The organism is Leptolyngbya sp. FACHB-671, from assembly GCF_014695745.1.
GTDB lineage: Bacteria > Cyanobacteriota > Cyanobacteriia > Elainellales > Elainellaceae > JAAUTN01.
Genome location: NZ_JACJOV010000170.1, coordinates 28,006 through 41,619, shown reverse-complemented (window position 1 = coordinate 41,619; position 13,614 = coordinate 28,006). Strand labels below are relative to the sequence as shown.

Sequence of the window (13,614 nt, the reverse complement as noted above, 5' to 3'; positions counted from 1 at the left end):
CGCATTCCTATCTATCCCAAATGAATCTTTACGCACTACATTTTCTAGTGCATGTCCAGGCACAGTTGACTAGCTGACCGTGAAGAAGATGATAAACTGCTACTGCTCAGCTACTTTTCCAGGTAGGTGTACTTATCGGTGTACTCGGCCAGGAGCGGCTGTACGATTTTTCTACTGCAACTAAAGATAGCCCAAGAACCCCTATTAGACCGATGTGAATGGCGGCTTTGTCGCTCTAGCAATTTAGGAATTTGATTTGCAAACCGTCTAAGGTGGAATAGGTGATTTTGGTTGTCGTAGGGAAAGCTATTGGGGATTAAGTTGTGCTGTTTGGTACGGCTTTATTTTGCTCCCCTGTGAGTAGTGGTTAATTTTGGTGGTTAAATTAAGCAATCTATGCCGGAGAATTCCTGGCTCGAAAACGACTCCTATAGCGAACTAGAGCCTATCAGCTCACTTTTAACTGACCTGACGGACTCAAAGCATGAGGCTTCTGCTACAAGCAATTCTTTACATCGAGGGTTGAAAGGTCGCAGGCGTAAGGCAGTTGTAGTCTTAACGCTCGTCTGGAGTGGTACTGTTGCACTTCACCTGGTTTCCTGGGGCTATTGGTTTGTCTTGGGCTTAACGACTCTAATGGGCATTCATGCTCTACGGATTTTGTTTGCCCGGCCAATCGCTATGCCTGAGCCGCTTGCAGAAACTGACCCTGAAGCTTGTCCTTATGTTTCGCTGTTGGTCGCGGCGAAAAATGAGGAAGCGGTCGTGGTGCCGTTGGTTAAAACGCTGTGCAATCTTGATTATCCGGACTGTCGCTATGACCTCTGGGTAATTGATGACAATAGCAGCGATCGCACTCCCATTTTGTTAGACCACTTGGCGGAGGAGTATCCCCAGCTTCGGGTGATTCATCGTTCTGCGAGCGCTGGGGGCGGTAAGTCTGGCGCACTAAACGAGGTTTATCCCATTACGAAAGGGGAGATCATCGCAGTATTTGATGCCGATGCTCAGGTACCGGGGGATTTGCTGCGGCGCGTTCTACCCATGTTTGAGCGCAAGAAGGTTGGAGCAGTGCAGGTCAGGAAGGCGATCGCCAATGCTTCGGCTAATTTTTGGACCCGTAATCAGGTTGCAGAAATGGCGCTGGATTCCTACCTTCAGCAGCAGCGATTAGCGATCGGCGGCATTGGAGAACTGCGCGGCAATGGCCAGTTTGTGCGACGAGAGGCACTTGATTGCTGCGGCGGCTGGAACGAAGAAACGATTACAGACGACCTGGATTTAACCTTCAAACTGCACCTGGACCAGTGGGATATTGATTTTCTGTCATTTCCACCCGTTGGAGAGGAAGGGGTAACCCGTCCACTGGGGCTGTGGCACCAGCGAAACCGATGGGCAGAGGGTGGCTATCAGCGCTATTTGGACTATTGGCGGCTGATTTTATCGAACCGGATGGGAACTCGCAAGACCGTTGATTTATTCATGTTTTGGGTAACTCAATATGTCATGCCAACTGCCGCAGTGCCTGACTTTTTGATGGCGATCGCCCGCAATCGGGTGCCGATTTTTAGCCCTATCGCCAGCCTAACCATCGTGCTGTTTATTATCGGCATGGTCATAGGACTACGACGAACAGAACCTGATGGAAACGCCAGCAAGGTGACAGTTCAATCGCTCTTTCTGCTGTTTTTCCAGACATTGCAGGGCACAGTCTACATGTTCCACTGGCTACCCATCGTTGCTAGCATGACCTTCCGTGTTTCGCTGCGACGAAAACGTCTGAAGTGGGTAAAAACGATCCATCATGGCATCCATGAACCTCGGCTAAACTTGCCTAAAAGCTAGTTAATTCCAATTCCAAAAAAACGAACTAGAGGCGGGAAGGTACCTTCCCGCCTCTAGTTCGTTTTTGCCGAAAAGGTATAATTCCCTCTCTGTGCATACTAAACAGGGCAAATTATTGTTCTGTTACCAAGCTAAGAAAGGTCAGTAAAACCTTATGGATTTTCCCTTTATTCTGTTTTTCATTGTGCTGGCGATTGTTGGCGTCGCACTTTCTATTTATTTTGAGCGGCAGAGAACTAAAAAACTAGAAGCGATCGCCGCAGACCTAAACCTGGAGTTTTACAAGAACGGCAATGGACAAGTTATGGGGCTCGTTCATGACTTTCAACTCTTCTCTAGAGGCCGCAACCGACGAGTTAGGAATTTAATTCAGGGACAAGTTGAAGAAGCATTCGTTGCTATTTTTGACTACCTTTACACAACCGGGAGCGGAAAAAACTCGCACACTCATTCCCAGACGGTTATTTTGCTACGTTCTGATCGCTTGCAGATGCCCAAATTCTCGCTGTACCCTGAAAATCTGTTTCACAAGATGGGCGATTTCTTGGGCTATCACGACATCGATTTTACGAGCTACCCGGAATTTTCCAGCCGTTATCTACTGCGCGGCGAGGACGAGGCATCGATTCGCAAAGCCTTTCATTCTGAAGCAATTGCTTTCTATGAAGATAGCAGAGGGCTTTGTACTGAGGCGAGTGACTCACGGTTAATCTTTTACCGCGCTAGTGCTAAAGTTCCACTCGAAGAAATGCACTCATTTCTCTCAGTTGGGATGAAAGTGTTGCGACTGTTTGCTAAATTTTAGTTGGGCTGACAGCCTGGAGTAGAGGAAGGAATTTCGTTATGAAGTTGAGCGATCGCCTCTGCTAAAGCAAAATCTAACGCTGTTAGTCCACCCGCATCATGAGTTGTTAGAGTGACCGTAACTCGGTTGTAGGAAATTAGTAAGTCAGGATGGTGTTCTGCCGCTTCCGCAGGGTCTACCAAACGATTGACAAATGCGATCGCCTCCACAAAGCTACCAAGTTGGTAGGTGCAAACAAGCTGTTGATCACGAATTGTCCAACCTGGTAGCTGCTGTAGACGATCAGAAACTTCTGTCTCGCTCAAACGTACTAAAGGATTCAAGTTTTCAGCGTACGCTGAGCTAACCAGCAGCAGCAGGCTAGAAACTGCAATTAAAAGGATGCGATTTGCCCATTGCCGCAGTAGCATCATATTTAACTTCCTGCGTGAATCGTTGCGCGGCGGAGCCGCACAACGATTCACGCTTCCAAAACAGTATTCATGTAGGAAGTCTATTACGTTAGGACTGGACTGACTGAAGCTATTAGCAAAAGGATGTAATCCTTTATTTCAGACTGACGCAGTTTATGCTCCTGAATTAGCTTTCTGAACTGACTTCTTGGAGAGACAAGCATCTGAAAAGATCAGTTCACAGGAAAGCTCATCGGGTCTGAAATTCGTCTCAAGTCCGAGTTGATAGAATCCAAACTAGCAGGTTGCCAACCAGCACCTGCGGTTAGATAAAGCAAAAAAGTAATCAAGGCAGCTTGCAGTAGTTTTTTAATCACTGCATCTTCGTCCTATGCGTACCACTCTATAAAAGATACTTATTGAAGTGGTAGATTGAATCCTCCTTTCGTTGGATCGCTTCTCTAGGAAAGAAATCAAACAAAATTGGAGCGATCGCCCATTCCAACAATCCTTAGATTAGACTCCCTGCATTTCTAAGACTAAGGAGATTTCTAGCAAACAAGATACCTGTAGGGGCAGGTTTAGCATTAAAGCTGTCGGTCAATTGCAAAGATTTTGTCAAAACCTGCCCCTACCCAGGGGTAAATTTTTTCTCAGAAATCTCCTAAGATCTAGCTTGCTTAACCATTGCAATTAGAGTGTGGTGAGCATCTTCTGAATCTACAAGTTCATGGTCAAACACAACTCTGACTGGAAGAGTAGTGCCATTTACTTGGGCAGACAAATCCATGCCTTGAGCATCGATTTTGAGCATTTGTGCGGCTGTTGCTTGAGGAACATCGCCAAAAACTCTGGCATAAAGTGCCACTGCATCTGCATGGTCATCATTCATGTGCTTGCAAATGCGATCGCTAATTTCAGGAGAAAGGGCATCAGCCATACTTAAGCTTCCTACCAAATTTCAAGCTGTACAGTGCTTACTTTAAAGTTACTTCAATCTAAGCCAGTTTTAGGAACTGACGCTTTCCTCTTGGGAAACTTCAAATTTTGATAGTCTCCAAATTGAATCTCAAAAGGATTGCTGACCTAAAGAGGCAGATTGGGATGTAAAAAGAAAACTGCCAGTCGAAACAGATTCAAGCCAATAAAGGCAATCAGCGCCACGCTGATAAAAATGTTGATTGCATTACGTAAAGTTTTCATTGCAAATCTTAATAAGTGCTATTGCAGGGTGTAGGGGCAGGGGCAGATTCCTTACCTCAAGTCCACTTCTCGTCCGTTACAGAAGTTTAACTTCAACTTATTGCAACAGTCCTACGGCATAACTTTGAAGTATCTTCACAGGATCTTAAATCTTACTTAATTGGCAAGACAAAAGGCAAAACCGTAAAATAAGATACAGACAGAAAACAAATTTCGTTCATCTCCCAAGTTCCCCGCCTTCAGGTAGGGTTCTAGTAGAGACGGAAGTAGGGAGTTTTGTCCCGAAGGAACGCGCCTCATTCCGAGATTACAGGATTATCCTTTGCAGGAGGCGATCGTCATTATGAAACTTTCTTATCGCGGTGTCCGTTATGACAGTGTTTCTACCCCTATAAACATGGTTGAAAGTGAAGGTACTGGGAACTACCGTGGAAGCAACTTTCACTTTACCTATCCCAGACACATTCCCGTTCGACAGCCTGTATTGGAGCTAAAGTATCGGGGTGTTGCCTACCAGACGAATGCGACTGGTGGAGTTGAATCCATTTCGCCAGCGATTCGTGCAGCAAAGGCAGCAGTTCGCGATGTCTTTCGTCCCAGTGGGATGGATCAAGCTCGTTCTGCAATTCGGGCAAGGCAGGAAATTTTGAGCGAAGTTGCAAAGGTTCATCGCCAAAACATTGAGCGCAGTTTGCAGCACAGAATTGAAGTTGCAAGGGAAAGAGGCGACCAAAACTTAGTCAACGTGCTTGAGCGCGAAATGCAGCAAATCTTTTAGAAGTCTTTTTCTCTAGAAGTCTTTTTCTACAGCTGCATTGGGTAGGACAAAAAAGGGAGGAGGGGTTGAGCCCTTCCTCCCTTTTTGGAATAACTCAGGGAATCAGCACGACGGGTAGGAGTAACTTAAAAATCCACGCCCCGCTTTAAGTCAATTCCCTTCTCGGCGTAGTGTTTGTGACAGTAGACTTCCGAGTGAATACTGGCGAGGTCAAAGTAAGCGGGCGGGTTCTTGCAGCGACCTGTGATGATCACTTCTGTGTCACGAGGTTTGCGTAGCAGTGCCTGAATAATTGGCTGTTGGGGCAGTAGTTCTAAATCGACAGTTGGGTTTAGCTCATCCAGAATAATAGTTTTGTAAAGTCCAGAGGCGATCGCCGCTCGCGCAATTTCCCAACCCCGCTCTGCTTCTACATAGTCAAGTTCTTGTTGCTGTCCGCGCCAGACGATCGCATCTCGACCACAGCGTTGGTGATCAACCAGGCTGGGATAACTTTGTTGGAGAGCAGCGATCGCTGCGTCTTCGGTGTAGCCCGTGCCGCCTTTAAGCCACTGCATAATCAGCACCCGATGGGATTTATCCTGGCTGATGCCCCGTCCGATCGCCTGAAGTGCTTTGCCCAAAGCGCTGGTAGACTTGCCTTTGCCTGCCCCCGTATAAATCTCGACCCCTTCAATCCCATGCTCTAGGGCAGACGGGTGGTGATGAGGCTTCATCTCAGAGTGCAGGTCGGCGACATCAAGCAAAGGCTGAGGCGCACCCCGCCCAGTGGCAATGATTTCCAGGTCTTCTGGTTTGCGCTTGAGGGTTTGCACGACTTCATCAATTGGTAGCAACCCCAGGTCTAGCACCGGATTGAGTTCGTCTAGTACAACAACCGAATAGAGACCCGAGGCGATCGCCCCTTTGGCTACATCCCAACCTCGCTGCGCTTCCATGCGGTCGAATCGGGTGATATCGTCTGCACCAAAAAATTCTGCTCTGCCCGTCCGTACCTGATCAATCAGGTGCGGAAAGCCACGCTGAAGCGCCTCGATCGCCGCATCTTCGTCATAGGTACAGCCTGGGCCTTTGAGAAATCGCAGCAGCAGTACGCGAGTTTGCCAGGATGTCCGGATGCCTAAGCCAATCGAGCGCAACACTACGCCTAGCGCTGCTTGAGATTTGCCCTTGCCTGCGCCGTCGTAAACGTGAATTTGACCCGTCATGCGCTCAGAGCGGGTTTGAGCGGTACGAATACCGATGCCTGTCCTCGTCATAGCTCTGGTGATGTGGCTCCGGGAAAGTGAATGGAAAGAAGGTGTAGACAGTGAACAAGTTTCACCTGTCTACTGTTGTCTGCGCTACTGATAGCGTTTTAGAGGCGATCGCTCAAATTCTAAAACCCACCTATAGTGTCTCATGATTGCCTCATTATGACGGTTAACCTGCTAATGAGCAATTCCATACTGCTTCATACTCAAACATCCAATCCCATTTGCTCAAAGTGGAGTGGGGTATAGCTTCCTTCTTCCAAAAGTTGAGTAAAGATTTCTCTTGATCTAGAATCTCCCAGCGTTTTTAAGGCTCGACCAGCAGCTAAGCGTATGGTTGGGTCTTGCTGTTGCTGAGCAAGTTGAAACAGAGGCTCTACAGCGCGAGAGGCTCCTAAAGTCCCTAGCATTTCAATGACTGTCAGTAGTGTTCTCCATTCATAGGATTGACAATTTATTTGCAGAGGAGTCTCTAGCTCAGTGAGAATCTGCTTACTCATATTGAAAGAGCCTAAAGGAATTTGTCGTAGAAAATTAAGCAATATCTCTACAGCTCTAGAATCTCCTAAACTTCCTAACAGCTTGATCTTGTCGAAATCCCAATATGAGGATTGCTGTATAACTTGGAATAGGAGATCAGTTACTTTTATATCCTCTGTGTCCTGTACAGATCTAACGCTGTCACTAATTCCATAACTAGCTAGCATTAAAGCCACATTATCTCGGATCTCAGAATCATTCCTTTTCATTAAATCCCACAAATATTGAACTGCCTCGATGGTGTCGATTCTGCGAATATTTGCGATTAGCGAGTAGTAAAGCATACCTTGCTCTGAAGGTGGCGCTTCGAGTGCGTCAGCTTTCTCGGATGGAGTTGAGGCACTGCGAAGTTGCAATAAAAATCGTTTAACTTCAGGCTCAAGCTCTTCAACTGCTTGAATTAGCAGAGACAACGCCTCTGAATGCGCATTTTAGCTAAAGCAGAATAGCCTTCCCCCTGCTCCTTGTAAGATAAATGCTGCGCTTGATTACTGAGAATTGCGGCAGCACTATTTAGGGTTGCCTCAGCTTTAGCAACACGGTGAGGCTGATGCTTAAACCAAATTCGATCTGCTCTAAGGTCATCCCAATCTAGGTAAGAGTAGTCATCTATAGAGTAAGCGCCTGCCTCGAAGCATTCGGCGATCGCCAGCATCATATCGGTCAAGCTATTGAACCTTAGCTCTAAGCCAACCTGTACAAAAAAAACGAAAATAGGTGCAGTTGCTTTAGATGCAATATCGCCTTGAATAACGTAATAATTACCACCTTCAGCGAATAGAGGGAACCAATAGGTTTCATTCTCTTTCACTTCTTCGTCTTCGAGAAGCAGTTGTCGAATTATTTCGTATTCAACGATCGCCTCCTCCAAGGACAGCATTTGGTACCCTGGCATGAATTCAACTTGGGGCGTTGGGTTGTACCTATCCTCTCTGCCATTGCGCCACTGATAAAGCTGATACACCTCCTCTGGCAAATGAAACGACAGGGTTTGAAGCTGTGTTTCGATCTGCTCGCGGGTGAGTCCGGGTTGGAGGGATTGGGCAACTGTCGGTGCTTTGACTTGCCAACAGTAAAGAATTCGCTCCAACGTCTGGACTAGGGGCAAAGCTTGAAGATCGGAGGCTGACATGGATCACTCCGTACTGGAGAGTTTGACCAGATTCTAGCGTCAGAAATTCTCTACAAAGGTTGTAAGAGACTTAACCCCTTATCTGAAGCGCGATTCTTACAACTTGTTGAGGTTTGCTATAGGATTTTAAAGACTTGGTCGAGTGGGGCTTCAATTTCTCGATTTTACTGATATCAATCTAGATAGAACGTGCCGTATCTGGGGCGGGGTGAGGGCTTAGATGTTTTCTGTGCTGCCGTTAAGAGCGATCGCATTTCAATGTTTGTTTCTGCTGCTGGCGATCGCCATTGAAGCAGCAGTTCTACATGAAGGACTAAAGCTGCCATACCGCAAAAGCGTGGAGTATGCAGCCTCGATCAATTTACTCTCGACTGCAATTGGCTGGCTGATCTTCTTTAGCATCGAGCCATTGGTTCCAACGAATCTGAAGTTTCAACTGATTAACTGCATTTTTTTTGATCAGTGGTCAAGCGGTATTGCAGCCTGGATCATTTTTGCGGGGTTTGTGACCTTTTTTATCAGCTTTTTAGTCAAACTTTCGGGGTTAGATTTGCTCAAGCTCTTGCTGCAAGACAAGGAGGAAAAACGGTCAGAGCAAGAAATTCAAGCTGACAAGTCCAAGCGCTATCAGAATACAATCCGTGCCAGAAAAAATGCTCGTGAAGGTCCAAGTCGGGCCAACGCCGTTCTCATTGCCAATGCCTTAAGCTATACGGCTATCCTGCTTGTCCTCTTCATTCGGATTATCGTACCTGCTGACATTCGCCTTTAACGTCACCCCTCTGGAGCCTCCCCTGTGCTGGAAGCAATCAAACGCTTTTTTGAGCAATTCTGGACGCAGTTCAAGCCGCCTCGCTCATTCTCCTGGCAAACTCTGATTTTTCTGAGTTTGTTTTCCTGGGGCATGTCGTTGTTGAACTCGGTTTTGACCGACACCGAGTTTGTGCAAGATTTTCTGGCAACGATGGGCTGGTTTTTTCTGACGCTGGGGGTGGGCTGGGCGTTAGCAGACTTCAAGATTGAGTTTTTGGGACTCAAAATTTATCCCGGGCCGTGGATTACAGGGGCATTGACCTGCACGTTTTTATTTGAAGGCTTGCGTGAAGAGTTTCCGGCATTGCCGTTTGTTAGCTGGCCACTGATCTCGGCGGCGATCGCTGCTGTGCCCAAGTTTCTAAAGCGCGGTCCCGAATTTAAAGTGCCTGATGCAAAGGGGCGACAAGAGCTAGTCATTTTGTTTCTAGTCAGCATTATCTTGAGCTGCTGGTTTAGCTTTCATTTTCTGTTGCAAGACTGGCTAGGTGACTATCCCAGCATTCTGGCAGATCGCTTTGACAGAAGTGCTTTTGTGATCAACACTGCTAGCCCAAGAGTCAGCGATTCTAGAGGCGTTCTGATTTTGAATCTGGCAGAGTCAATTGTCATCGATGAGTTAGAAGGTCGCTCTCTAGCGGAAACTGAACTTTGGCTATTTAATGTCCAATCGCGGGTTGCTGACATAGAAAAGCAAGTTTTGGACAGAATTTCTTTTCTAGAAGAAAATGTTTTGTGGAACCTGGAAGGCTCAGTTTCTGGAAATGCTCCACGCTATACGCTGAATTTGCAGGCAATTTGGCAAGGACCAAGTTCTCAAACAGGAGGCTATTTTTTGCAGAAGCCTTGCTCAATTACCCAGCAGCCTGTGCGAAATCCACCCGCAGCTTCTCCGCCTACTGTGAGTCAGATTGAATGTAATCCAATTAGTGATTTGATTCCGCTTAACCCTATTACAGCGTCGTCTCAAGGGAGTTAGAAGGAGAAAGTTGGTGAGTCTGGGTCGAATTCTGGTCGTCGCTATCAATGTGTTTCGTGAAGTGATTCGCGATCGCGTCCTTTATTTAATCGGCGTGTTTGCGTTGCTGTTTGTCGCGGCAGCAGCACTTTTGCCAGAGATAGCGGCTGGTACGGAAGACAAAATTTTGCAAGATTTGGGATTAGCGGCGATCGCCCTGCTCAGTCTGGTGATCGCTGTATTTGTCGGCACCGGGTTAGTGAACAAAGAGATTGAAAAGCGCACTGTCTTTGTTTTAATTGCTAAACCCATCAGCCGAGTTGAATTTATCATCGGCAAGCATTTAGGACTGACGATGGTGCTGGCAGTGTTAGTGTCCGCAATGACGCTGATTTACCTGGCAGTTTTAGGTTTTTATCAGGTGCCTTATCCGCTTAGCAGTACGCTCTTGGCGGCGGTTTACCTGCTACTGGAGCTGTCTCTGATTATTGCAGTAGCGATTTTGTTTGGTGTGTTTACCAGTTCTTTATTGGCAACGCTGCTAACCTTTGCCGTGTATTTGATGGGTCACTTTAGCCGAGATCTGGTGGCACTTGGAAATTTGTCTGAAAATCCCAGTATTCAACGGGTGACGCAAGCGCTTTACCTGATTTTACCTGACCTGTCTCGACTAGATTTGAAGAATCAGGCAGTCTACGGCAGTGCAGCTTTACCTGTGCCCCTAGATTTGCTGGGCCACGCCGCCTACGGTTTACTTTATACCGTGCTGCTTTTGGCGATCGCCAGTCTTTTATTTTCTCGTCGAGAGTTTTAGAAAGCTTTAATTTCGCCCGTAAGCAGCTTAATCAGAGGCAAATTTCTGTAAGCTTTTGATGAGCGAGTTTCACTGTTCGGGCTGAGGCTATGGTGATCGATTAGACTCGCAGCAGGGTGAATTGTGCCATGTCAACGTTGCACATCCCAGCCTGAGACTATGAACCAGCATTCAAACCTGTCAACCCCTGAGCCGTCTGCACCTCATGGGCAAGCTCCTAGTACAGAACTACCTAATCCTAAAGACCAGCTTGAGACACAGCTGTGGCTGGAGCGTCACAGCAACCAGCTAACTCAGCAGATTAACAATCAGCTTTTACGCTTGTTGTCTCGCGATCGCCCGCTTCAATCGGGGCAAAAGGACATGATTGCGGCTGAGCTTTTTCACATTGTCGTGAATGAGCTAAGAGCTGCTCTAGGAAATGGCGTTGTGGCGATCGCGCTGCCCTGGCATGATCCTGATTCGCGGTTTGACACCACTCCTTCCCCTTCAACAACCGTTTTTCAGGTTTGTCATGTTGCCCCGCTAGAGTCTCGTCGTCATAGCCAACCGGCAAATGCATCCTGGCTCCAAGGGCTACAGGCACGGCTCAGTCCAGGAGAAACGTTGTTTCTCCAAGATTTTCAGCAGGGGTCATCTGACTGGCAGACTGCCTGGAAGATTCAAACGAGTCGCGGCTTAGTGGGTTGGTTGATTGTCTCCCCTGCCACTCTGCCAGACGCCCCTCTGCTGCACCAAGCCTGGTTGGACTTAATCGAGCGAGTCGTCCAACAATGTGCGATCGCCATCAGCCAAATTCAACTGCTGCAACTGGACTGCCCTCAGTGTCACAAACTAGAAAACCGGATTCGAGAGCTAGAAAGGATCAATCAGCTTAAAAGCGAGTTTTTAGCCAGCACCAGCCATGAAATTCGTACACCACTCAACTCCATGTTGGGGTTTGTGCAGTTGCTTCACCAAAACCACAGTTCTGACCTGACTGCCCATCAAGACTACTTAAATACCATTCTCAGCAGCGGTCAGTATCTCTTGGCGCTAGTCAACGACATCCTTGACCTATCAAAAGTCGAGGCAGATCGGCTTGATCTGCAAAGGGAAACGGTTCACGTTCCAGATCTGTGCCATAACCTGATGACCTTGATTGCAGAGAAAGCCCATGCAAAAGGGCTACAACTTCGGATAGATCTTGATTCCAGCGTTACAACTTTTGTTGCAGACCCACTGCGTCTGAAGCAAATGCTGTTGAATCTGCTGTCTAACGCGGTGAAATTTACCCCATCTGGAACCGTCGGCTTAAGAGTAAATCTGGTTGGGGTGTTTCTACATTTCAGCGTTTGGGATACGGGTGCAGGCATAAGCAAAGAGCAGCAGGCAAAGCTGTTTCGACCCTATACCCATCTCAATGAAGTCGTAGGAACGCATGAAGGAACGGGTTTGGGGTTAGCAGTGAGCCAAAAGCTCGCACAACTTCATGGTGGGCGGATCGAAGTTCACTCTGAACTGAATCACGGTTCTCAATTTACATTAGTGTTGCCGCTGACCCCAGCGGTGGGCGATCGCCAATCGCCTCCAGAAACCCCAACACCGGAAATTTCCCGACCGACCCCGCCTTCTATTCCCAGTCCTCGACCAACCTCAAACCCCAGTGACGCAACCCATCGCCCGACTGTACCCATTAGCCCTAGCAGCAGAACTCCTCCTCCAACCTTGGGCAAGCCGATTTTAGTCGTGGAAGACAATGTGTCGAGTGCCAGACTTATCCTGACTTATCTAGCAAAGCTGGGCTACCAGGTGCTTTGGGCAAAAAATCCAGAAGAATTTTGGGTTTGCTTGAAAAATACGCTGCCTGCTCTGATCCTGATGGATGTCGGATTGCCTGATGTAGACGGACTTACGCTCATCAAGCAGCTTCGGGCTAACCCCAAGTATAAGTCGATTCCCGTTGTGGTACAGACTGCAATGGTGATGGCGGGCGATCGCGAGACCTGTCTGCAAGCCGGAGCCGCAGCATATTTACCTAAACCTGTAGCGTTGGATGTGTTGGCGCGTCTAGTGGCAAACTACAGCAGTCCTAAAACCAAATCGTGAACAGGTACTTTGCAGAATAGCGCCTCCTATCTATTCAGCAAAATCCGTCACACTAGAACAGATGCATTCGTCTAGCTGTGGTGCAAAGCTCCAATCCATACAAATCCGAACACTCCAAACCTGAACAACCCAAAGAATACGATGTTGTGTTGGGCGGACAAAATCCACCTCCGGTTAGCGGTGCAGTTTTAGGCGGCTTGGTAGGAATCCAGCGGCGACTGTCCAGCAGTTTGACCGAGGAACGGATAGGAGCGATCGCCCAACTGTCTCAACACGGTCAGACAGGCTTAAATCTGCTCATCCAGGCACTTCAAGATCCGTCCATTCAGGTACAAAGAGCAGCCTATGCACTGCTGCGCCAACACCAAGAACCAGTCGTAAAAAACGCCTTACGCCATTACGATACTTATCCATTATTTGAATGCCTTTATCCACTCACAGGTCATGCAGGTGGCATTACTGCCGTTGCCCTCAGCCCTGATGGGCAAATCGCTATTAGCGGCAGTCGCGATGCAACCCTAAGAGTTTGGGATTTGCAGGCGAGGGAGGAAGTGATGCAGGTCATAGAACCAAGTTTTGTGTATGCGATCGCCATCACTCCTGACAGCCGCATGTTCGTGATCAAAACTAGAGAACGGGTCTTCAAAGCTTGGGATATGCGAACTGGACAGCAAATCGATGCAGATGACCTACCCACTCGCAGCATTTCATCCGTCACCGTCAGCCCCAATCGCCACCGCACCACCCAACACCTGATCAGCGGCAGCCAAAACACGATCAAGATCTGGAATCTTAAAACGGGGCGAGAAGTCTGCATCCTCAGAGGACACACCAGCCTGGTGACAGCAGTGGCGATCGCCCCCAAGCGGCAAATTCTCCTGAGCGGCAGCGAAGATAGAACTCTGCGAGTCTGGGGAATAAGCTAAGAAAGAAGCAGGTAGAGTTTTTCTAAAAGATGTTTCCTTCCGCTTAGATCCCTAAACTTGGTACGCG

14 protein-coding genes and 1 riboswitch are annotated in these 13,614 nt (G+C 47.8%); of the genes, 8 read left to right on the top strand and 6 right to left on the bottom strand.

The features are described 5' to 3' along the window. Positions 1-396: 396 nt before the first annotated feature. Positions 397-1,845, top strand: a complete 1,449-nt coding sequence (locus H6F93_RS32620; RefSeq protein ID WP_190690353.1) for a glycosyltransferase family 2 protein — start codon at positions 397-399, stop codon at positions 1,843-1,845. Positions 1,846-1,999: 154 nt separating this feature from the next. After that, positions 2,000-2,650, top strand: a complete 651-nt coding sequence (locus H6F93_RS32615; RefSeq protein WP_190690350.1) for a hypothetical protein — start codon at positions 2,000-2,002, stop codon at positions 2,648-2,650. Here H6F93_RS32615 and H6F93_RS32610 read toward each other — a convergent pair. The 3 genes from H6F93_RS32610 to H6F93_RS32605 form a co-directional block, all read right to left on the bottom strand. Then, a complete protein-coding gene (locus tag H6F93_RS32610; protein ID WP_242043732.1) occupies positions 2,647-3,063 on the bottom strand; it encodes a 4a-hydroxytetrahydrobiopterin dehydratase in 417 nt (138 codons plus the stop codon). The genes H6F93_RS32615 and H6F93_RS32610 overlap by 4 nt on opposite strands. A 212-nt stretch (positions 3,064-3,275) precedes the next feature. Further along, on the bottom strand, positions 3,276-3,419 hold the full coding sequence (locus H6F93_RS36025; protein WP_524538056.1) for a QAALIT motif small membrane protein: 144 nt from the start codon (positions 3,417-3,419) through the stop codon (positions 3,276-3,278). Positions 3,420-3,706: 287 nt separating this feature from the next. Then, entirely contained in the window at positions 3,707-3,982 is a 276-nt protein-coding gene (locus H6F93_RS32605; protein WP_190643477.1) for a DUF2470 domain-containing protein, read from the bottom strand. A 475-nt stretch (positions 3,983-4,457) separates the two neighbouring features. Continuing rightward, a riboswitch (Glutamine riboswitch) is annotated at positions 4,458-4,541 on the top strand. 47 nt (positions 4,542-4,588) lie between these two features. Here H6F93_RS32605 and pirA point away from each other — a divergent pair. Next, the gene (pirA, locus tag H6F93_RS32600; RefSeq protein ID WP_190690347.1) at positions 4,589-5,023 is read left to right on the top strand and encodes an arginine synthesis PII-interacting regulator PirA; all 435 of its coding nucleotides are present in this window, start codon (positions 4,589-4,591) and stop codon (positions 5,021-5,023) included. A gap of 125 nt (positions 5,024-5,148) precedes the next feature. Here pirA and H6F93_RS32595 read toward each other — a convergent pair whose 3' ends face one another. From H6F93_RS32595 to H6F93_RS32585, 3 genes are all read right to left on the bottom strand, one after another. Beyond that, positions 5,149-6,282 carry a cob(I)yrinic acid a,c-diamide adenosyltransferase gene (locus tag H6F93_RS32595; RefSeq protein ID WP_190690344.1) on the bottom strand — a complete coding sequence of 378 codons (1,134 nt, stop codon included), beginning with the start codon at positions 6,280-6,282 and terminating at the stop codon, positions 5,149-5,151. A gap of 200 nt (positions 6,283-6,482) precedes the next feature. Further along, entirely contained in the window at positions 6,483-6,776 is a 294-nt protein-coding gene (locus H6F93_RS32590) for a HEAT repeat domain-containing protein (RefSeq protein WP_190690341.1), read from the bottom strand. A 440-nt stretch (positions 6,777-7,216) separates the two neighbouring features. Continuing rightward, the gene (locus H6F93_RS32585; RefSeq protein WP_190690338.1) at positions 7,217-7,948 is read right to left on the bottom strand and encodes an SMI1/KNR4 family protein; all 732 of its coding nucleotides are present in this window, start codon (positions 7,946-7,948) and stop codon (positions 7,217-7,219) included. Positions 7,949-8,168: 220 nt separating this feature from the next. Between H6F93_RS32585 and fraC the strand changes: the two genes are divergently transcribed. From fraC to H6F93_RS32560, 5 genes are all read left to right on the top strand, one after another. Continuing rightward, positions 8,169-8,720, top strand: a complete 552-nt coding sequence (gene fraC / locus H6F93_RS32580; RefSeq protein ID WP_190643481.1) for a filament integrity protein FraC — start codon at positions 8,169-8,171, stop codon at positions 8,718-8,720. A 24-nt stretch (positions 8,721-8,744) separates the two neighbouring features. Continuing rightward, positions 8,745-9,740, top strand: a complete 996-nt coding sequence (locus tag H6F93_RS32575; protein ID WP_190643482.1) for a DUF5357 family protein — start codon at positions 8,745-8,747, stop codon at positions 9,738-9,740. A gap of 13 nt (positions 9,741-9,753) precedes the next feature. Further along, complete coding sequence (locus tag H6F93_RS32570; RefSeq protein ID WP_190643483.1) at positions 9,754-10,533, top strand: ABC transporter permease subunit; 780 nt, start codon at positions 9,754-9,756, stop codon at positions 10,531-10,533. A 159-nt stretch (positions 10,534-10,692) separates the two neighbouring features. Next, on the top strand, positions 10,693-12,621 hold the full coding sequence (locus H6F93_RS32565; RefSeq protein ID WP_190690336.1) for an ATP-binding protein: 1,929 nt from the start codon (positions 10,693-10,695) through the stop codon (positions 12,619-12,621). 77 nt (positions 12,622-12,698) lie between these two features. Continuing rightward, entirely contained in the window at positions 12,699-13,547 is an 849-nt protein-coding gene (locus H6F93_RS32560; RefSeq protein WP_190690333.1) for a hypothetical protein, read from the top strand. Positions 13,548-13,614 lie beyond the last annotated feature (67 nt).